Genomic DNA, 19,909 nt, shown 5'->3' on the forward strand with positions numbered 1-19,909 from the left:
CGTCCTACCGCGGCCAGGACGCCCGACCGCTCCGCACGAGCACGTCGCACACCGTCCCCGGCACCTCCCCGACGGTCATGGCGACCAGCAGGTGGTCCCGCCAGGCCCCGTCGACGTCGAGGTAGCGCTTCAGCAGCCCCTCCTGGCGAAAGCCGACGTTCCGCAGAACCGCTTGCGACGCTTGGTTCTCCGGCCGCACGGTCGCCTCGATGCGGTGCAGCTTCGCCGGCCCGAAGCAGTGGTCCAAACCCATCGCGAGGGCGGCGGTGGCCACTCCCCCGCCGCCGGCGTCGCGCGCCACCCAGTACCCGATCCACGCGGAGCGCAGCGCGCCGCGCACGATGTTGCCGACGGTCAACTGCCCGCAGAAGGCGCCGTCGAGCTCGATCGCGAAGGGCATCATGGTGCCGCGCCGGGCCTCCGAACGCAGCGACGAGTACAGCGGCGGCCACGACGACATCGCGTGCCGAATCTCCCAGGGCGCTTCCCCGGTCGGCTCCCAGGGTTCGAGGTGGGCGCGATTGTCGAGCCGTGTCCGCGACCAGGCCGACGCATCTCGCAGTCGGACGGGTCGCACCGTCACCGACCCGGCGGACACCACGAGGGGTCCCAGTTTCGCCGGCCACCCGGGGTGAGCCGACCACGATCGCGCCATGGACCGAAAGCTACCGCTCAGCCCCGCTGCGCGAGGAAGGCGACCTCGACTTCTTCGCCGGTGCGCACCTCGGTGACGTCGGCGTCGACCATCACCAGACAGTTGGCCTCGGCGAGGGTCGCGAGGAGGTGGGACGAGCTGCCGGGCGCCCCGCCGAGTGCCTGGACCAGGTATTCGCCCGTCCCCTCGTCGCGCATGAGCTGGCCGCGCAGGTACGCGCGACGCCCGGCGATCGACGTGATCGGTCCGACGGTGCGGGCGGTGACGATGCGTCGCATCGGTTGCCGACGACCGAGGGCGATGCGCACCAGCGGACGCACCATCACCTCGAACACCACCAGCGCGCTGACGGGGTTGGACGGCAGGAGGAACGTGGGGACCTCGTCCCGGCCGAGCTGGCCGAAGCCCTGCACCGATCCCGGATGCATGGCGACGCGGCCCACCTCGATGTCGCCGAAATCCTCGAGCGCAGCGCGGACCGTGTCCGACGCGGTGCCGCCGACGGCACCGGCGATGACGACGATCTCGGACCGAATGAGCTGGCCCTCCACCACTTCTCGCAATCGAGTGGGGTCGGAGGAGACGATGCCGATGCGGTTGACGTCGGCGCCCGCGTCCCGTGCCGCGGCGGCGAGGGCGTAGCTGTTGACGTCGTACACCTGGCCCTGACCGGGGGTGCGTTCGATGTCGACGAGTTCGCCGCCGAGCGAGATCACCGAGAGCCGCGGGCGGGGATGCACCAGCACCTTGTCGCGGCCCACGGCGGCGAGCAGGCCCACCTGCGCCGCCCCGATGATGGTGCCGGAGCGCACGGCGACGTCGCCGGGTTGCACGTCGTCGCCGATGCGCCGCACGTAGTCGCCGGACCGAACGGGAGCGAGGACCTTGATGCGGCCGCGCACCAGTTCGGCGTGGTCGGTCGGGAGGACGGCGTCGGCGAGGGTGGGCAGCGGAGCGCCGGTGTCGACGCGGACCGCCTGGCGCGGCTGGAGCCGAATGGGTTGACGCGAGCCGGCGGCGACGTCGCCGACGACGGGCAACGTGATGTCCACCGGCTCGTCGTTCTCGTCGACGGCGGATCCGGCGGCCGCGATGTCGACGCTACGAACGGCGTACCCGTCGATGGCGGCCTGATCGAAGCCGGGCAGTGGGCGCTCGGTGACCACTTCCTCCGCGCAGAGCAGGCCCTGCGCCTCGGAGATGGCGACCCGCACCGGCCGGGGAGCTACCGCCGCAGCCGTCACTCTCGACTGCTGCTCTTCGACCGAGCGCATCCGCACCTTCCATCCGTCGACCGGCGCGTCACTCGTAGGTGGTGAGCTCCGGTGCCCAGCTGTCGCTCAAGCGCTCCTGGAGCCACTCGCGCAGTGCCGGGCCGTAATCCTCGCGTTCCAACGCGAAGTCAACCGCAGCACGAAGGTATCCCCCGGGATTTCCGAGGTCGTGTCTCACCCCACGGTGGACGACGACGTGGACCGGGTGGCCTTCCTCGATGAGGAGGGCGATGGCGTCGGTGAGCTGCAGTTCACCGCCGGCGCCGGGCTCGATGCGTCGCAACGCGTCGAAGATGGCCCGGTCCAACAGGTATCGGCCCGCGGCGGCGAAATTGGACGGCGCCTCCTCCTTCGCGGGCTTCTCCACCATGCCGTTCACCTTGAGCACGTTGGGGTTCGACGCGTCGGGCACGACCTCGGTGTCGAAGACGCCGTACGACGAGACCGCGTCCTCGGGTACCTCGATGGCGCACAACACCGACCCGCCGCGCTTGGCGCGCACGCGGGACATGACGTCGAGCACGCCGCGCGGCATCACCAGATCGTCCGGCAAGAGCACGGCGATGGCGTCCTCGTCGTCGTCGAGCGCCTCCTCGGCGCACGCCACCGCGTGCCCGAGTCCCAGCGGCTTCTGCTGGACGACGGACTTCACGTCGAGCAACTTGGGCGCGACGCGCACCTTCTCGAGCAGCTTGAGCTTGCCGCTCTCCTCGAGCTTGTTCTCGAGCACCAGGTCCTCGACGAAGTGGGCGACCACACCGTCCTTGCCGGGCGAGGTCACGATGACCAGCCGCGCGGCCCCACCTTCGGCGGCCTCGCCGGCGACCAGTTCGATACCGGGTGTGTCCACCACGGGCAGCAGTTCCTTCGGCACCGTCTTGGTGGCGGGCAGGAAGCGCGTGCCCATACCGGCGGCGGGCACGACGGCTGTCCGGAAGGGCGGATTCTTGCCGCCGGTCTCGGACCCACTGCCTGCTGCACTCATGCGCCTGTTTCCCATCCTTGTAGAACGCGAACTCCGTTCGCGAAGCCCGATCGCGAAGACCCTAGGGTTTCCCCCGTGACCGACGACGACAAACGCGCCTGGCGAGACCGCATCCGGGCCGCTCGACGGGGCCTGGACGACGGGTACCGCGCGGACGCGTCAGACGCACTCTCTCACGCCGTCGGGACTTTGGCCTCCCGTGTCCGCGAGCGTGGTGACGGAGCCCTGGCAGCGTACGTACCGATCGGTCGAGAGCCCGGGTCGACGGCCATGCTCGACGCCGCGATGCGCACGGGCGTCGCCGTGCTGCTGCCGATCGCGGGTGATTCGGGCCCGATGTCCTGGGCTCGCTACACCGGCCCGAACTCGCTGGTCCTCGCGCGCCACGGTCTGCTCGAGCCGTCGGGGCCGATCCTGCCGCCGGCCGCGATCGGCGATGCCGCGGTGATCCTGGTGCCGGCCCTCGCGGTGGATCGCCGAGGCGGACGACTCGGCCGCGGGGCGGGCTTCTACGACCGCACGCTGCACCTCGCGGCGTCCGATGCGTGGCTGGTAGGCGTGGTGTACGACGACGACCTGGTGGACCGGCTGCCCACCGAGGACCACGACGTGCGGATGACCCACGTCCTGACGCCGGGCGGCGGCCTGCGACCGCTGCCGCTGGAATGAGCGGAATGCATCGCCGCTGGTGAGCGTTGCTCGATTGCCGGGGTTGGCACTGTCGGTTGTAGAGTGCCAATCAGGTCCGACCACGGAGGAAACGTGCCTACCTACTCTTACGCCTGCACCGAGTGCGACAACCGGTTCGACATCGTCCAGTCGTTCAGCGACGACTCGTTGACGGTCTGCCCCCAGTGCTCCGGCAAGCTGCGCAAGCTGTTCAACACCGTCGGCATCGTCTTCAAGGGCAGCGGCTTCTACCGCAACGACAGCCGCGGCAGCTCGAGCAGCAGCGAGTCCGCCGGGTCCGACTCCAGCAGCAGCAAGGAATCCTCGTCGAGCAGCGACAAGTCGTCGGGGTCGTCGGCGTCCTCCACCTCGAGCTCGAGCGGCAGCACCGGCAGTTCGAGCAGCAGCTCCAGCACGAGCAGCACCGCCGCCGCAAGCTGATCCTCCGCGTCCCGGGGACAAGCCGTCGGTTGTCCCCGGGCACCTCGGACCGACCGCGACGAGCCGTGGCCGTCTCCTAGCGTTCGGCGCGTGACGCCCCGCTCTCCGCTCTCGCCCCGCCTCCTCGATCGCCTCCCGGCCCTGTCGCCGCGGCTGACCTCGCCCGCGTCGCGACGGGTGATCGCCGGTCTTCTCGTCGTCCTCGCCCTCGTCGCGGCGGTGCGCCCCGATCCCGACCGCCGGACGATCACCGTGGTCACCGCGACCGACGACCTGACGCCCGGCGTCGTCGTCACCGCCGATCAGGTGCAGATGACGGCCGTCGAGGACGACACCGCGCCGACCGCTCCCCTGACCGCCCTCGCCGATGCCGTCGACCGCACCGTCGCCGGGCCGGTTCGCGCCGGGGAGATCCTCACCGACGTCCGGCTGCTCGGCCCGGAGCTCGCTGCCGCGGGCACGACGGACGACGACGCCCGCATCGTCCCGGTGCGCCTCGCCGATCCTTCGGTGGCCGACGTCCTGCGGATCGGTGACGTCGTCGACGTCGTCCGGGGCGCCGGTGACGTGTCCAGTGGTGAATTGCCCTCGACCCCCGACGTGCTGGCCGACCACGCCCTCGTCGTGCTCGTCTCGGAGGCCGGCACCGCGACGTCCCGACGCGAGCGGGTGGTGTTGATCGCCCTGCCGGCGGCCGCGGCCACCCGCGTCGCCGCGGCGTCGTTGACCGACGCTCTCACCGTGGTGGTGCGCTAGGCTTCTCGCGCCGTTCGGATCGGGTCCGAACTTCCCGATCCCACAGACGCAGTCCTAGCGAGGGGTGAGGTGCATGCTCAAGGGTTTCAAGGATTTCCTGCTCCGCGGGAACGTGGTTGACCTGGCGGTCGCCGTGGTGGTCGGCGCGGCGTTCACCGCGATCGTCACGGCCTTCACCAGCAACATCGTCAACCCCCTGATCGCGTCGATCGGGGCGAGCAGCGATCTCGGATGGGGTTTCTGGATCCGCGCGGGCAACGACGCGACGTTCGTCAACCTCGGCGCGGTGATCACCGCGGTCATCAACTTCGTCATCATCGCCGCGGTGGTGTACTTCGTGCTGATCCTGCCGGTCAACACGGCCAAGAAGCGCTTCGCCTCCAAGAAGGAGAAGGCGCTCAGCGATCAGGACATCCTCATCCAGATTCGCGACCTGCTCGCCGAGGGGCGCGCCGACGGCGTCACCACCACCAAGGACGGCGGCACCGGCCGGTCCGCCGGTGGCACGACGCCGGGCAGCACCCCCACCAGCTGACCCCGAGACGGACGAAGGCCCGATCCCGCTGCGGCGGGATCGGGCCTTCGTGTGTTCGGGTCTCGGCTCGAGCTCAGTTGAAGCTCAGCAGCGGGAAGTCGTTGAGTTGGATCGGAGTTCCGTCTGCGGAGCAGGCGTCGGCCACCGCAGTCGAGTTGGCGACGAAGGCCTTGCCCGACTCGCTGTCCGGCTCACTCAGCTCCAGCGAGTCCTGCGGAAGGGCACCGATGAGCGTGCTCAGGGCGCCCTCGACGTTGCCGGTGGCGGTGTCGGCCAGCGGCTGGAACTTCTGCAGTTCCTCGGTCTTCGCGTCGGTCCACAGCTGCACGTCGGAGTCGGCGGGGCCGGCCTTCACGAGGGCCGTGAACTCGTTGTAGGTGGTCTCGAATTCGCTGCAGGCCGACGCGTTCTCGCTGTTGCCGCCGGACCCGGAGTCACCGCCCCCACAGGCCGCCAGGCCCAGGACGGCGACCGAGGCGACGCTCGCGGTGAGAAGACGAGTGGACAGAGAAGTCATGTCACCCATTCAACCTCACCGACTCGGGCCCGAAGACGGTGGGGCGGTGCAGGATCGGGCACCTCGTGACCGTCGACGACGAGCGCTGCGCACCGTTGTCGAGTGTCCTCGAGCGCCGGTCGGCCGGTCCCCGTCGACACAGCCCCGAACGCGACGAAGCCCCACCGATGATTCGGATGGGGCTTCGTGCGGTGTTCGAGTTCTGCTGCAGCAGAGGACTACTCAGCAGCCGATCCGGCCGAGGGCTGGATCAGTTGAAGCGCCACGGCTGGCCGAACGTGGTGGCGACGTCACCGTTGTCGGAGACGACCTGCACGTAGGGGCGGACCGAGACGTTGCCGGCGATGTTGGTGGCGGTGCCGTGCAGGTTGGCGATCTGGATCTCGGTGTGAGCACCGGACGCAGCACCCGACGCGACCTCGACGGTCTCGATGCCGGGGCCCGGCTCCAGGGTCACGCCGACGCCGGCCTGCGGGAGGACGTCGGACAGCGTGAAGTCATCCGAGGAGATCGACAGACCGGGGGTCGTGTAGTCGAAGGTGAGCTCGCCACCGAGCGAGGCCGGGTAGCCGACCTGGTAGCCGATGGTGACGGTGCCGGAGAAGTCCTCGGCGTCGGGGCCGGTGACGTCGACGATCGCGCGACCGTTGTGGAACCACTCGCGGGTCAGCGGGCTGCCGTCCAGCGGGAAGACGGAGTTGATGAAGGTGTCGCTCTGCGAGACCGTGATGGTGTTGCCGCCACCGTCGACCACCGAGTTGGAATCGTCGACAGCTGCCGAGGCCGAACCGGAGCCGACGACCAGGCCGACGACTGCGGCGCTGGCAACCACTGCTGCACGCACGGACTTCTGAATCCTCATGTATTTCCTCATCATGTTCGTCCCGGCACGTGTGTGCGCCGGGTGCGCTGTCGGGCTCTCGGATCCTCCCGAACGGCCGCTGGCGAGCAGACCGTATCAGGCGGCGACGGCGAGTTCTTGACTCGCGCGTCGTGTCTGAGCAGGACCACGAATCCGACGCAGTCTCGTATCGATTCAGCGTCGGCCGATGAACCTGAACGGAACCTTAGAGGGCAGGCGGGGGGCTGACAACACCTACGACGCGACACGACGACGCAAAGTCACGCCCGTGTGTTTCGCCCTTGTGAACTCCCGACACAACGTCTTTCGTTGCGCAACGACGGGTGCACGAACGCGGCCGATCGGAAAGAACACGGGGTCTTTTTCGGGTCACGGCGCGTGACATGCGACTTTTTTGGGTCACGAGTGAGCGGAAGTGCCGTCACGCTGCGGTCACGAGTCCCATGAGTCACATCTACCCCCCGGTAGGTTCGACCTGAACGCCTCGCTTCCGGAAAACATTCGGTGAACTCCGGCGGAATCGCCGGGGTCACTGTGGCACCTCACAGTGACGCACATCACACCACAATCAATCATTCGTAGTGCGGCGGCCGCTGCGAACGCCACCAGTCGTCGCCGCCGCGCGCCCGCTCCGACGCCTCCGGAGCGTCGTCGGACGTGGGCTCGGGAAGGACGTCGCCGAAGACGCGATCGAGCCGGGCCCGTCGTGCACGGGCCCGGCTCGCATCGTTCGTCCGGTCGCCGGTCTCGTCCGGCTCGTGATCGGGAATCTCAGCCGTCCAGGCTCGACAACTCACCGATGACATGAGCGGCCAGGGGCGTGAGGGTGGCCATGCCGTCGCGGACCGCGGCGCGGCTCCCCGCGAGGTTGACCACGAGAGTGCTGCCGGACACTCCGGCGAGTCCGCGCGACAGACCTGCGTCGAGAGAGCCGGCCGCCAGACCGGAGGACCGCAGCGCCTCGCTGATGCCCAGCAGTTCGCGGTCCAGGACCTCGGCCGTCGCGTCGGGCGTGACGTCGCGCGGCGACGTCCCGGTTCCGCCCACCGAGACCACCAGGTCCACCCCGCCGATCACGGCGGTGTTCAGAGCGTTGCGCACGTCGACCTCGTCGTTGCTGACCACCACGACACCGTCGACCAGGAAGCCGGCCTCGGTGAGCAGTTCGGTCACCAGCGGTCCGGTCTGGTCCGCCTCGCCGTTGGCGGTGCGGTCGTCGACGACGACCACCAGAGCACGACCGGCGACGGGTGCATCCATGTTCATATCGCTCACCGTAATGCCCGGGCCGTCGGGCGCAGAACCCGAGACGAACTCCACGTGCCCGACCACCGGCGTCAGATGCCCGCTGTCACGGACGAAGCGCGGCCCTCGCATCAGTTGCCTCCGCTCGGAGCGGTCCCGAGGGTCACCGAGACGGTGTTGGACCGGCCGCCCTGCTCGTAGGTGACGGAGACCTGATCACCCGGCGCGTGGGAGCGCACGGCCGCGATGAGGGCGTCGCCGCTGGAGATGACGCGGTCGTCGACCTTGGTCACCACGGCACCGGTGGGAATCCCTGCCTGCGCCGCGGGCCCACCGTCGGTCACACCGAGCACGGTGGCTCCATTGGCGTCGTCCCGACTGGGCACGCTGATGCCGATGATCGCCTGTGTCGCCTTGCCGCTCTGGACCAACTCGTCGGCGATGCGGCGCGCCTGGTCCACCGGGATCGCGAAGCCGAGGCCGATCGACCCGCTCTGCGACTCCGCCGAACTCGCGCCGGCGCCCAGGGTGGCGATGGCGCTGTTGATGCCGACGAGCTTGCCGCTCATGTCCACCAACGCGCCGCCGGAGTTACCGGGGTTGATGGCGGCGTCGGTCTGGATCGCGTCGATCACGGTCGTCTGGTCGGTCGACTGCCCGGACGTCGCGACGGGACGGTTCAGCGAGGAAATGATGCCGGAGGTGACCGTGCCGGCGAGTCCGAGCGGCGAGCCGACTGCGACGACGCCCTGGCCCACCTGCAGGCCGTCCGACGTTCCCAGCTCGATGGGCTGCAGGTCGCTGCGACCCTGCGCCTTGATCACGGCGATGTCGGAGGACGGATCGGTGCCGACGACGGTGGCGCCGGCCGTGCTGCCGTCATTGAAGCTGACCTCGAGCCGAGCACCCGCGCCGGCGCCGGACACCACGTGATTGTTGGTGAGGATCAGTCCGTCGGAGGACAGAATCACGCCGGACCCCTCCCCCTCGCCGGTGCGTCCGGTCACCTGGATCTGCACGACGCTGGGAACGACCTTCGCCGCGACCGCCTGCACCGACCCGTCGGGGGCGTTGGCCGCCTGATTCGCTTGCGTGACGGGCTGATTCAGCGCGTTGGTCACGCCGCCGTTCGACGAGCCGGTCGCGAGCGCGCCCACCGCGCCGCCGACACCACCGCTCAGAAGAGCGAGTGCGACAGCACCGGCGACCAGCGCAGTGCGCCCCGGCTTGCGCTGGGACGGCTGGGGAGTCGTGGCCGGACCGGGCGCGCCGTAGTACTGCGGCGCCTGCTGGTACGGGCCGAACTGCTGAGTGGGGTGCTGCTGAGTGGGGTGCTGCTGACCGTAGGCCGAACCGCCGTACTGCTGGGTGCGGGGGTCGGACCCCCCGTAACCGCCCCACCCACCCTGCGGGTGCTGCTGCGGGGATCCCGTACCGGACGTCCGGTCGTCGGATCCACCCTGCGCGGGGTTCCCGGGGGCACCGGACGCGTTCTCGCGGTTGCCCTCACCGGTGTTGCGGTCGTCGCTCATGTCTCACTCCATCGTCCTACCGGCTGTCGTTCTTCGACGCGGGCCGGTCAGTTCACCTCGTCTGCAGTCGACGATGCCGGGTCGCCCTGAGAGGGGACTGAGCCCGCCCTGTCGGGGTCCTGTGAGTTCACGGTCCCGCCCGGTCGCCCCACGGTCGCTGATTCCCCGGGGAGCACGATCCGAATCAGCGTCCCGCCCCACCGGGAGTCCTCGACGGCGATGGTCCCGCCGTGCTTGAGCACCACCTGACGCACGATCGCCAGACCCAGCCCGGACCCGGGCATCGACCGCGACGCGGTGGATCGGTAGAAGCGCTCGAAGACCAACTCGCGCTCGTCCGGTGCGATGCCGGGACCGGCGTCGGCGACGGTGAGTTCGAGCAGCCCGTCGTCACGCGCGAGCATCTGTAGATCGACGGTCGCCCCGGCCGGACTCCACTTGGCGGCGTTGTCGAGCACGTTCAGCACGGCGCGCGAGAGTCCCGCGCCGTCGCCGTAGAGGATCCAGGGCGTCACGACGGCGTCGAACGTGACCTCGTTGCGACGCCGACGGACGCGTTCCAGGCTGCGTTCCACCACGTCGGCCATGTCGACGCGTTCGAAGACGTCCTCGGGAGCGTCCTCGCGCGCGAGATCGACGAGGTCCCCGACGAGGGTGGACAGTTCCTCGATCTGGGCGACGACGTCGGCCCGCAGTTCGGCCATGTCCTGCTCGGGGATGCGCGGCGCGCCGGGCTGACCGGAGGCGATGAGCAGTTCCATGTTGGTGCGCAGCGACGTCAGCGGAGTGCGGAGTTCGTGGCCCGCGTCGGCGACCAGCCGGCTCTGCCGTGCCCGCGACTCGGCCAGTGCCCGCAGCATCGTGTTGAAACTCTCGGTGAGCCTGGCCAACTCGTCGTTGCCCGTCACCGGAATGGGGGTGAGGTCGTCGGTGCGGGCGACCCGCTCGGCGGCGGCGGTGAGACGGCCGATCGGCCGAAGTCCCGTGCGCCCCACCGTGGTTCCTGCGACGGCGGCGAGGCCGATGCCGCACCCACCGACGATGAACAGCACCCAGGCGAGGCGCTCGAGCACCTCCCCGGTCGGCTGGAGCCGCTGCGCGATGACGATGGTGCTGCCGTCCTGCGTGCGGTCCGCGAGCACCCGCGCGCCCGCGACGGTCCGGAGCGAGGTGTCGCTGCGGCCGAGGGCGACGTCCATCTCCGGCTCCCCGATGGGCACCGTCGATCCCGGCGGGGTGTACTTGGTCAGGTCCGAGAAGATCAGCGCGACACTGACATCGGTGCTGTAGAGCGTCGCCCCGGCGACGTAGCGAGGATCGAAGGCGACCAGGTTGGTGTCGATCAGCGAGTCCGCGCGCGTCCGAAGTTGATTGTCGACGTCGTCGTACAGGGCGCGCGAGACCACCGCGTACGCGGCGAGGGCCATGACGGCCACGGCGACGGCGACCACGGAGGCCGCCAGCAGGGTGACGCGCCACCGCAACGAGACCGACCGGGTGAGCGGCATCGGCGGGCGCATGTGCGGCGACGCAGCGTCACCGCGGCGGCCGTGGGCGGCCCGGCCGAACGGTGGGCGCAGGCTCACGGCGGCGTTTCGCGCAGCACGTACCCGACGCCGCGGACAGTGTGGATGAGTCGCGGTTCACCGTCCGCCTCGGTCTTGCGTCGCAGATACCCGACGTAGACCTCCAGGGCGTTGCCCGACGTCGGGAAGTCGTATCCCCAGACCTCCTCGAGGATGCGGCTGCGCCCGAGCACCCGGCGGGGGTTCGCGAGCAGCATCTCGAGCAGCGAGAACTCGGTGCGAGTCAGGCTGATCGGCCGCTCGCCGCGGCGCACCTCACGCGTGACGGGATCCAACGAGAGGTCCGCGAACGTCATGGTCTCGCTGTCCGGCCCCAACTCTCCCCCGGTACGGCGCAGCAGCGCCCGCAAGCGAGCGAGCAGTTCCTCGAGGGCGAACGGCTTGGGCAGGTAGTCGTCCGCGCCGGCGTCGAGGCCGGCCACGCGCTCGGACACCGAGTCCCGCGCGGTGAGCACCAGGATCGGCAGGTCGTCGCCGGTGCTGCGCAAGCGGCGACACACCTCGAGACCGTCGAGACGCGGCATCATCACGTCGAGAACCAGTGCGTCGGGTCGGTCGGACGCCACCTTCTCCAATGCGTCGAGACCGTCGGACGCGAGTTCGACGGTGTAGCCGTTGAACGTCAGCGAGCGGCGCAGCGACTCGCGCACCGCACGATCGTCGTCGGTCACCAGAATGCGCATGGGATCAGTGTGGCCCGAGCGACTGAGACATCGCTGAGAGGGCCCCGCCCGAACACGACATCGCTGAGAGGGTTGGAGCTCAGGGTCGGGCCCGGCCGAAGAGTCCGTTTACGAAGGCGATGGCGTCGGGCTGCGAGTCCCGGAACGCGGCACTGTGGTCGCCGGGGTAGGTCCGGAACGTGAGCGGCTCTCCGTTGGCCGTCATCGCCGCGGCGAGCGAGAGCGCACTCGGCGCGGGGACGTCGACGTCTGCGAGGCCCTGACCGATGAACACCGGCCGGTCGTAGCCGGACGTCGGCACCCCCATGTAGCCGTTCAGGACTCCGTAGAGATCGGGAAGCTGCGCGAGAGGCCGCGAGAACAGATCTCCGAGCCGTAGCCCGCGGACCTCCTCCTCGAACGGGACGGCGCACACCGTCTCCGCACGGTCGACCCACTCGCGTCCGAGCGGGGTCAGGTAGGAGTCGAGGTCGATGTCCGGGCGCGCGCTGCGCAGCCCGGCGAGGATGTAGAGGACGTACTCCGTCAGTCCGTCGGAGATCGCGACGGGCGGCACGCCGGGGCCCAGCGGCAGCAGGGCGAGCTCGATGTTGGCGGGTACGCCGGTGCCGACCGCGCCGCGGAAGTCGAGGTCCGGGGCCTGGAACTGCGTCGCGTAGCGCGCGGTGGTCACCGCGGCGCCGCCGCCCTGCGACTGGCCCACCACCGCCCAGCGGTTCGACAGCTCGGGATGCAGAGCGCGGGCCGCGGCGACACTGTCGACGACGCTGTGGGCCGAGGTCTTCCCGTCGAGATACGGATGGACACCCGGCGTGCCGAGGCCGACGTAGTCGGTGGCAACGATCGCGTACCCCTCGTCCAGCCACCGCTGCAGGTACGGGTAGTCCCGCTCGGGGAGGGTCGGACCGATGACGGACGGTGCGCAGTCGTCTCCGAGACCGGACGTGCCGTGCGCCCAGGCCAGCACCGGCCACCCGCCCTCGGGCGGGGTGCCGGCGGGCAGGTAGACGCCGCCCGTGCTCAGGGCCGGCCGGTCCTGCGGGCCGACGGTCCAGTAGGTGATGCGCCGCGCATCGGCGCTGCCCGGGATCGGCGCCGGGGACGGTGCCGACGCGACGAGCGTGCCGGGCGGTGCGGTCGGTTCGGCGGCAGCCACGGACACCGGGACGAGGGCGAGCGCCGCGGTCGCGGCGGTCACGAGCAGGGCTGATGCGACGCGGTTCGGCACGGCGTCACAGTATCGCGTCGGTGGCGAGGGCGGGCCGGCTCTGCGACTCTGAACGCCATGGGGGAACGGAACATCGAGTGGTACGACAGGCCCGCCGCGAAGCGGGCGCTTCTTCTTCTGGCCGCGGCCGCATGGGCGGCGATCTCGCTGCCCTCGGCGGTCGACCGCGCCCTGACCGAACGCACACCGTGGACCGTCGGCATGGCAACGCTCGGCGTGGTGCTGGCGATCGTTCTGGTCGTCTCGCTGTGGCGCCGCGCCGAACCCGTCCCGACGCTGCCTCCGGCCGTCGATCCGGCGCGGGTGCCGACGGCCGATGTCGATCGAGCGATCTCGTCGACCGCGTCTCGGGTCGAGGCCGTCTCCGCTCTCCGTGCGCGGCACCGCGGATTGGGCATCGCCGAGGCCTCGCTGCTCGTGAACGACCGTCACCCGGGGGCCGTCGACTACTAGAACAAGTGTTCGATTGTCGGTACCCTGAGGACATGGACGTCGCAGCGCATCAGGTGGCAGTGAAGGTCGCGGAACTGCAGGCCGTCGCGGCGGAACTCGGCGCGCTCGACGATCATCGGGTCGAGCTCGGCGCCCGCCTGGTGGACCTCGAACACTGGTTCCGCCGGGTGGGGTGCGCGGAACTGTCCGACTCCGCTCTGGAGGTCTTCACGCGGCGTTACGTGGGTCGCGCGTGCGAACTGGCCGACGGGCTGCGCGAGTAGACCGACCACAGGGGTAACCGTGACCGCGCGACACACCTATCGTGACGCGCGTCATGCCGACCGAGGCGGGGTGGAGTCGCCCTCAGTTCGATGAAAACCACCGCGCCGCGGGCAATCATGTGAGCAGAGCGGTGGCCGCCACGGCGCCGCCGACCCGCACACCAGGAGGCACCCATGATCGCATTCGCACTGTTCGGTGCGGCCGCGCTGGCCGTCGCCCTGCTGTCCGGTGGACGCGATCTCGACTTCGCCGGACGCCAGACAGCGGAGCAGTACCGTCGTCGCTGAGGGTCACCGACCGGCGTTCGGTGGATACCGCCGGGTAAAATCCCGGACTTCGGCCAGCGCCGGTTTCGGCGTGTAATCGCGCCGCACGATGCCAAAATTGTCGTCGAGAACCGACTCGTCCGTTCCGTTGTCCCGAATTGCGTAGACGAACGACGGCCCCAGCCACGAATTCCCGACGGTCGCATTCAGCAGAATGCGGACGGTCGTCGCCTGCGCGTCCTCCGACACCGCGCCCTCGGCCGAGCCGGTCGGCGCTCCGACGGCCGTCATCCACACCGGCTTCGCGGCGTCGCCGCGGGCGACCATGACGTCGCGTATCGGCCACAGCACCATCGCCGAATTCCCTCCCGCGTCACCGGCGGCCGGCGCGTCGCTCGGCAGGCCGGGGAACGTGAACGGGTGCACGTTGAGCGCATCGGCGTACCGCACCGCCCCCAGCTCGTACAGCGCTAGAACGAACGCGACGGCCGGTATGCCACCGCCCGCAGCGGACCCGGGTGCCATCCCGCCCGACACCACCACGGCATCCGGATTCGCGCGCGTGATCGCGCGATGAGCCCCACGCAGCATCAAGGCGTAGACGACGGGATCCGGCGCCGGCTTGAAGTAGGTCGAGAGGTTGGGCTCGTTCCACACCTCCCACAACGAGATTCGGTCGCGGTAGCGCTCGGCGGCGGCCCCCGCGAACTCGGCGAAACGGCGGGGGTCCGCAGGACGCCCGTACTCCTCCTCGACGGCCGTGGCCACGCGCGCCCACTCCGGCGCATAGGTGACGATGCCGAGAACACACATGCCGCGCGCGGTGATCGCGTCGACCATGCGGTCGGGAACACCCCAATCACGGTTGCCGCGAACCGGTTCGACCACCGACCAGTCGACGTCGATACGCACCGCGAACATGCCCGCGTCCCGCGCCAGCTCGAGTTCCCGCGCCAGATCCGCATCGGAGAGACCACCGAACAACGCTCCGGGTGATCCCCCCACCTGCGTGGACCCCGACGCCGTGGTGCAGTTCGTCGGAGCCTGCGCGGCCGCGAGGCCCGGGCGAAGCGGGGAGAGCGCCGCGAACGCAACCAGGAATGCCGTGAGGACGACGCAGACCCCCACGCGTCCACGCCGCGCTGTCACGTCGCCGATGCTACCGCGCCGTGTCACGGCAAATGTTCACCGCAGAATGCACGGAGTCTGCATTAGCATCGGAGCAATGACATCCGGAATGGCCGGCTTCGACGACCGCCTCAACGAGGTACTCGCCCAGCAAGCCGACAAGAGCGGTGAATCCGTGGACGCCTACGTGCGACGTGCCGTGGTCACGCGACTGGTCAAGGAACTGGCGGACGACGCCGATTCGGACCTCGGCCGCATGCTCCGCGCGATGCGGGACGCGCAGGACGCGGCGCCCACCGACGGCACCGACGGCACCGACGCCGCCGGCGACACCGACGACGGTATTCCGTTCGACTCCGTCATTCGTGACGCCGCTCGCCTGCAGGCGCTCCGCGACACGGGCCTGCTGGACACTCCGCCGGATCCGAAATACGACCGACTGGTCGCCATGGCTGCGGACGCACTCGGGGTGCCGATCGCAGCCGTGTCCCTGGTGGACGACAAGCGTCAGTTCTTCAAGGCGGCAGTCGGTCTCGGTCCCAACGACGACCGCATCACGGAGATGCCCGTGGGCCGGTCGGTGTGCCGCTACGCGGTGGAGTCGGGTCAGCCGCTCGTGGTGGAGGATGCCCGCTCCGATGAGATGTTCGCGGACCATCCGGGGGTTCTGGACGACACCTGGGTGTCGTATCTGGGCATTCCCCTGCTCGACGACAGCGGTCATGCCCTGGGCACGCTCTGCGTGTGGGATCAGCAGCCGCGGCAGTGGACCACCGGCCACATTCAGATCCTCAAGGATCTCGCGTGGATCGTTCGGGAACAGATCTTCGACTGACCGTCGTTCCCGACCCGAAGCCGATCACCAGCGGCTTTTTCTGTCTTCCGGTCCTTTTCTCGTAATGGCCTCGTGACCATTCATGGGCGTGTCCCATCCTTTATGGGATAAGCTACGAATTGTTGTGAGGCCATCGACGAACCCGTACGGAGAAAAGCTGGTGTCCGACACACTGGAGTCGCGAAAGACGTTGTCAGACAACGGCTTCTTCACGACAGAACCGAGAGTTCACTCGCTCGCGGATCGACTCCGGGCCGACCCTGCCTACACCGCGCTGTCGGTGGCCGGGGACGTCGTGGCCGCCATCCTCGCCATCCTCGTGGCGCGGAACTGGCCCGGCTCGGGCGGCATCGACCACGGCTGGGTGCCGTGGCTCTTCGTTCCGCTCCTGCTGCTCCTGCTCGCGTCCCGGTCGATGTACCGGCGAGGGCTACGGCGCAACTTCCTCGACGAGATCGGGCCGGTGCAGACGTCGGTCGCCCTGTCCGTTCTGTTGATCCTCGCCCTCCTCATCACCCTCGGCACCGAGTACCGCCCCGGCGTGTTCATGGTCCGGGTCTGGATCGCCGCCGCCGTCCTGGTCGCCCTGGCCCGCTTCCTCCGCACGACGATCCAGCGTTACCTGCGCGTCCGGGGCAAGTCGAAGGCGCCGACGTTGATCGTCGGCGGCGGACCGATCGTGCACCAGCTCGCCGCACGCATGAAGCAGTTCCCCGAGTACGGCCTCGACCCGGTCGGCGTCCTGGACAAGGCGCCCGTCCACGGCGTCCCGTCCGATGCGCCGGCAGAGTTCACCGTGCCCTACCTCGGGATGCCGAGCGACCTCGACGCCGCCGTGAAGGCCACGGGGGCGGAAGAACTCATCGTGGCCTTCGCCGACGTTCCGACCGAGCAGTTGGTCAAGACGATCAGGGCGGCGCATCGCAACAAGATGCGGGTCTGGGTGGTTCCCCGCCTCTTCGACACGGTGGGTGTGCGCACCCGCGTCGAGCACCTCGGCGGCCTCCCGCTCATGGTTCTCCCGCACGTCGACCCCAAGGGCTGGCAGTTCCTGTTCAAGGGCGCCATGGACCGCACCCTCGCGGGCCTCGGAGTCCTGGCGCTCTCCCCCGTCTTCCTCACGCTGGCGATCCTGGTCAAGCTCAGCTCACCGGGCCCGATCTTCTTCTCCCAGGAGCGCATCGGCCGCGACGGAGTGCCGTTCGGCTGCTTGAAGTTCCGGTCGATGCGACCGCCCCGCGCGTCCGACGCCGACTTCCAGCTGACCGAGGGGGCCGCCCCCGGTGGCGTGGAGGGCGTGGATCGACGGACGAAGATCGGCAAGCTCATGCGTCAGACGTCCCTCGACGAGCTGCCCCAGCTGCTCAACGTGCTGCGAGGCGACATGTCCCTGGTGGGGCCGCGCCCGGAGCGACCTGCCTACGTCGACCTGTTCGAGATGCAGATCCGTCGCTACGGCGAGCGGCACCGCGTCAAGGCCGGGGTGACCGGGTGGGCGCAAGTGCACGGCCTGCGCGGGCAGACCTCGATCGCGGACCGCGCGGAGTGGGACAACTACTACATCGAGAACTGGTCGCTGGCGCTCGACATCAAGATCCTGTTCCTCACCGTCGCGGCCGTGTTGAAGAAGGCCGAGGACTGACGGTGATCCGGTGATCACCACGGCGATCGCCGTCCTCGCCGCCCTGCTCGTCGCGATCGCCGCCGTGATCGTGGCCAGGGCGGTGTACTTCCGTCCGCAGCTCGGCGTCCTGCTGCTGGCGGCGTTCGTCCCGCTGAACGGACTCCTGGTGATCCTGCCGCTGCCGGGGATCGTGTCCGGGTGGAAGGAGGGCTTGCTCCTCTACACCTTGATCTGCGCCTGGCTCCGCCGCCGCCGTGTTCCGGCCGGCGAGGTGGTCGCCCCGACCATCCTGCTGCCCTGGTGGCCGGCCGCGGCGGTGTTCGTCGTCTTCGGCGTCGCCTCGGCGCTGATCTCGTTCGGCGTCATCGGATTCGTCGGTATCAAGGTCACGTTCTTCTACCTGCTGCTCGTCGTCGTGCTGTGGCTCGCGCCGTTCGACGCGCGTGACCGCGACCGTCTGGTGAGCGTCCTCATGGGCATGGGCGCCTTCACCTCGCTGGTCGGCATCGCCCAACTGCTCGCGGGACCGGCCTTCCTGGTCTCCCTCGGTTACGAGTACGGCACCCAGGTCCGCACGTCGGGCGGGTTGCTGCGCGTGTTCTCGACGTTCAACCTGCCCTTCCCCTTCGGCCTCTACGTGATGCTCTCGCTGCTCGTCGGTGGTGCGGTGGCGCTGGCGAATCCGTCACGACGACGGAACCTGCTGTTCCTGTGCTTCGCCCCGGTCATGGTGGTGGCCATGTCCACCGCGATCGTGCGCGCGGCCATCCTGGGACTCGCGGTCGGCGCGATCTACATGATCGTCATCCGCTTCCGGGCGCTCGCCGCCCCGGTGATCGCGGTCGCCGTGCTCATCGGGGCGATCCTGCCGTTCGTCCCCACGATCACGTCCGTCTTCTTCTCCTCGTCCAGCCTGAACGAACGGTCCGGGCGGTGGAACGAGGTGATCGAGAAGATTCGGACCCACCCGTTCGGGGAAGGCCTGGGGTCGAGCGGCGCTGCGGCGGACCGGATCTCGACAGCGCAGGGCACCGTCTTCTCCGGTCTGTCCACGAACTACCAACCGGACAACTACTACGTGAAGACGGCGCTCGAGCTGGGCCCGATCGGTCTGTGGGCCGTGATCGCCCTGCTGCTGTCCTCGCTGCTCTGGTGCACCCGACTGTCCCGGACCCTGCCGGGACAGGACGGCGCGCTCACGCTGGGCGTCGGAGCGTCCATCGTGGCGTCGCTCTTCGCGTCCCTCGTGGCGACGTACTTCGAGATCTTCCCCATCGACGTGTATTTCTGGCTGTTGTTAGGAGTAGTGGGATGCGCCGCAGCACAACACGAATCGTCTACGGGGCGCTCGCCCTCCGACCGGGCGGCTCCGGCGTCCAGACCTACATTCGCGAGCTCCTGAACGAGCTGCCCGGCAAGCTGCCGGACGCCGAGCTCGCGGCGGTGGTGCAGAAGGACGCCGTCGGCGACCTGCCCGCCGGCATCGAGCCCCTGCCGCGGCCGGTGAGCGACGGCGTCGTTCGAGCCGCCCTGGGCGCGTTGCCCGTCGGGGCGCACGACATCGTGCACGGTCTCGACGTCGACCTGCCGTTCGGCACCCGCGGCGCGACGGTGGCGACGGTGCACGACGTGTCCGTCATCGACATGCCGTCGGCGTCGTCCCGGCTGCGCGCCGCGGGCGAGCAGCGCTTGGTGCGTCGATCGCTGCGCCGAGCGGATCTGCTGATCGCGGTGTCCCAGTTCACCGCCGACCGCATCGAGGCGGTGTCCGGCCGTCGGGCCGCCGTCGTGGAGCTGGCTCCCGCGGCCTGGGCCACCCCGCCGGAGCCCGCCGCGATCGAGGCGGTGCGGGCCAAGTACGGCCTTCCGGAGACCTTCGTGATGCAGGTCGGCACGGTCGAGCCCCGCAAGAACGTCCAGCTCGTGGCCGACGCCGCCGAACAGCTCGGGGTGGCGTGTCTGCTGGCCGGTGCCGGGTCGACCGGGCCCTCGAAACCGCGGTACGCGACGGGTCTGGGATACGTCGACGTCGAGGACCTGCCCGCCCTCTACGCCGCGGCGACCGTCACCGCCTACGCCTCTCGGTACGAGGGCTTCGGGCTGCCGCCGGTGGAGGCCATGGCCTGCGGCGGCGCCGTCGTCGCCAGCGCGGTCGGCGCCTTGCCCGAGGTCGTCGGCAAGGGGGCGGTGTTACTCGAGAACGAGCGGCCCAGCGCCTGGGCGGAAGCAATGGGGCCGTTGCTGTTCGACGAGACCGCCCGCGCCGACCTCGTGACCGAGGCGGGCCGGGCGATGGCCGACCTGACATGGGAGCGGACCGCCGAGCGCACCGTGCAGGCCTACCGCGACGCCGGTCTGATCGCGTAGGACG

21 protein-coding genes are annotated in these 19,909 nt (G+C 69.7%); 10 read left to right on the forward strand and 11 right to left on the reverse strand.

Going from position 1 to position 19,909, the window contains the following annotated elements; translation table 11 throughout:
• Positions 1-4 precede the first annotated feature (4 nt).
• The 3 genes from A3Q40_RS12705 to A3Q40_RS12715 are packed head-to-tail and all read right to left on the reverse strand — an operon-like array spanning position 5 to position 2,914.
• A complete protein-coding gene (locus A3Q40_RS12705; protein ID WP_068102674.1) occupies positions 5-655 on the reverse strand; it encodes a GNAT family N-acetyltransferase in 651 nt (216 codons plus the stop codon).
• Positions 656-672: 17 nt separating this feature from the next.
• Positions 673-1,929 (reverse strand): molybdotransferase-like divisome protein Glp, encoded by a 1,257-nt coding sequence (gene glp, locus A3Q40_RS12710; protein WP_068102676.1) that lies wholly within the window; start codon positions 1,927-1,929, stop codon positions 673-675.
• Positions 1,930-1,957: 28 nt separating this feature from the next.
• A complete protein-coding gene (locus A3Q40_RS12715; protein ID WP_068102678.1) occupies positions 1,958-2,914 on the reverse strand; it encodes a UTP--glucose-1-phosphate uridylyltransferase in 957 nt (318 codons plus the stop codon).
• A gap of 75 nt (positions 2,915-2,989) precedes the next feature.
• On the opposite strand from A3Q40_RS12715, the gene A3Q40_RS12720 reads away from it, so the two are divergent.
• From A3Q40_RS12720 to mscL, 4 genes are all read left to right on the forward strand, one after another.
• A complete protein-coding gene (locus A3Q40_RS12720) occupies positions 2,990-3,583 on the forward strand; it encodes a 5-formyltetrahydrofolate cyclo-ligase (protein WP_068102679.1) in 594 nt (197 codons plus the stop codon).
• Positions 3,584-3,676: 93 nt separating this feature from the next.
• Positions 3,677-4,024 (forward strand): FmdB family zinc ribbon protein, encoded by a 348-nt coding sequence (locus tag A3Q40_RS19825; RefSeq protein ID WP_082833903.1) that lies wholly within the window; start codon positions 3,677-3,679, stop codon positions 4,022-4,024.
• Between the two features lie 90 nt (positions 4,025-4,114).
• On the forward strand, positions 4,115-4,780 hold the full coding sequence (locus A3Q40_RS12725; RefSeq protein WP_068102681.1) for an SAF domain-containing protein: 666 nt from the start codon (positions 4,115-4,117) through the stop codon (positions 4,778-4,780).
• Between the two features lie 73 nt (positions 4,781-4,853).
• Positions 4,854-5,315, forward strand: coding sequence for a large-conductance mechanosensitive channel protein MscL (gene mscL, locus A3Q40_RS12730; RefSeq protein ID WP_068102683.1), 462 nt, complete (start codon positions 4,854-4,856; stop codon positions 5,313-5,315).
• A gap of 73 nt (positions 5,316-5,388) precedes the next feature.
• On the opposite strand, the gene A3Q40_RS12735 is transcribed toward mscL, so the two are convergent.
• The 7 genes from A3Q40_RS12735 to A3Q40_RS12770 all read right to left on the reverse strand — a co-directional run bounded on the left by A3Q40_RS12735 (position 5,389) and on the right by A3Q40_RS12770 (position 12,968).
• On the reverse strand, positions 5,389-5,832 hold the full coding sequence (locus A3Q40_RS12735; RefSeq protein WP_068106153.1) for a hypothetical protein: 444 nt from the start codon (positions 5,830-5,832) through the stop codon (positions 5,389-5,391).
• 250 nt (positions 5,833-6,082) lie between these two features.
• Positions 6,083-6,694 carry an MspA family porin gene (locus tag A3Q40_RS12740; RefSeq protein WP_235606296.1) on the reverse strand — a complete coding sequence of 204 codons (612 nt, stop codon included), beginning with the start codon at positions 6,692-6,694 and terminating at the stop codon, positions 6,083-6,085.
• A gap of 771 nt (positions 6,695-7,465) precedes the next feature.
• Positions 7,466-7,960, reverse strand: a complete 495-nt coding sequence (locus A3Q40_RS12750) for a MogA/MoaB family molybdenum cofactor biosynthesis protein (protein ID WP_068102685.1) — start codon at positions 7,958-7,960, stop codon at positions 7,466-7,468.
• A gap of 110 nt (positions 7,961-8,070) precedes the next feature.
• Positions 8,071-9,471 carry a S1C family serine protease gene (locus A3Q40_RS12755; protein ID WP_082833906.1) on the reverse strand — a complete coding sequence of 467 codons (1,401 nt, stop codon included), beginning with the start codon at positions 9,469-9,471 and terminating at the stop codon, positions 8,071-8,073.
• A 47-nt stretch (positions 9,472-9,518) separates the two neighbouring features.
• Positions 9,519-10,991, reverse strand: a complete 1,473-nt coding sequence (locus A3Q40_RS12760) for a HAMP domain-containing sensor histidine kinase (protein ID WP_082834154.1) — start codon at positions 10,989-10,991, stop codon at positions 9,519-9,521.
• 62 nt (positions 10,992-11,053) lie between these two features.
• On the reverse strand, positions 11,054-11,740 hold the full coding sequence (locus A3Q40_RS12765; protein WP_068102687.1) for a response regulator transcription factor: 687 nt from the start codon (positions 11,738-11,740) through the stop codon (positions 11,054-11,056).
• Positions 11,741-11,819: 79 nt separating this feature from the next.
• The gene (locus A3Q40_RS12770) at positions 11,820-12,968 is read right to left on the reverse strand and encodes a lipase family protein (protein ID WP_068102689.1); all 1,149 of its coding nucleotides are present in this window, start codon (positions 12,966-12,968) and stop codon (positions 11,820-11,822) included.
• Between the two features lie 57 nt (positions 12,969-13,025).
• Here A3Q40_RS12770 and A3Q40_RS12775 point away from each other — a divergent pair, with 57 nt between their 5' ends.
• The gene (locus A3Q40_RS12775; protein WP_068102691.1) at positions 13,026-13,421 is read left to right on the forward strand and encodes a hypothetical protein; all 396 of its coding nucleotides are present in this window, start codon (positions 13,026-13,028) and stop codon (positions 13,419-13,421) included.
• A 32-nt stretch (positions 13,422-13,453) separates the two neighbouring features.
• Positions 13,454-13,684: a hypothetical protein gene (locus A3Q40_RS12780; protein WP_068102692.1), complete on the forward strand. Its 231-nt coding sequence runs from the start codon at positions 13,454-13,456 to the stop codon at positions 13,682-13,684.
• A 291-nt stretch (positions 13,685-13,975) separates the two neighbouring features.
• On the opposite strand, the gene A3Q40_RS12785 is transcribed toward A3Q40_RS12780, so the two are convergent.
• Complete coding sequence (locus A3Q40_RS12785) at positions 13,976-15,100, reverse strand: beta-xylosidase (protein ID WP_157889576.1); 1,125 nt, start codon at positions 15,098-15,100, stop codon at positions 13,976-13,978.
• 76 nt (positions 15,101-15,176) lie between these two features.
• Here A3Q40_RS12785 and A3Q40_RS12790 point away from each other — a divergent pair, with 76 nt between their 5' ends.
• The 4 genes from A3Q40_RS12790 (at position 15,177) to A3Q40_RS12805 (ending at position 19,905) form a co-directional block, all read left to right on the forward strand.
• On the forward strand, positions 15,177-15,914 hold the full coding sequence (locus A3Q40_RS12790) for a GAF domain-containing protein (RefSeq protein WP_068102694.1): 738 nt from the start codon (positions 15,177-15,179) through the stop codon (positions 15,912-15,914).
• A 160-nt stretch (positions 15,915-16,074) separates the two neighbouring features.
• On the forward strand, positions 16,075-17,556 hold the full coding sequence (locus A3Q40_RS12795) for a sugar transferase (protein WP_308125015.1): 1,482 nt from the start codon (positions 16,075-16,077) through the stop codon (positions 17,554-17,556).
• 10 nt (positions 17,557-17,566) lie between these two features.
• Positions 17,567-18,940, forward strand: a complete 1,374-nt coding sequence (locus tag A3Q40_RS12800; protein ID WP_068102695.1) for an O-antigen ligase family protein — start codon at positions 17,567-17,569, stop codon at positions 18,938-18,940.
• Positions 18,850-19,905: a glycosyltransferase family 4 protein gene (locus tag A3Q40_RS12805; RefSeq protein ID WP_068102697.1), complete on the forward strand. Its 1,056-nt coding sequence runs from the start codon at positions 18,850-18,852 to the stop codon at positions 19,903-19,905. The genes A3Q40_RS12800 and A3Q40_RS12805 overlap by 91 nt, the downstream gene beginning before the upstream one ends.
• Positions 19,906-19,909: the final 4 nt, after the last annotated feature.

The organism is Rhodococcus sp. PBTS 1, assembly GCF_001620025.1.
GTDB classification, from domain to species: domain Bacteria; phylum Actinomycetota; class Actinomycetes; order Mycobacteriales; family Mycobacteriaceae; genus Rhodococcoides; species Rhodococcoides kroppenstedtii.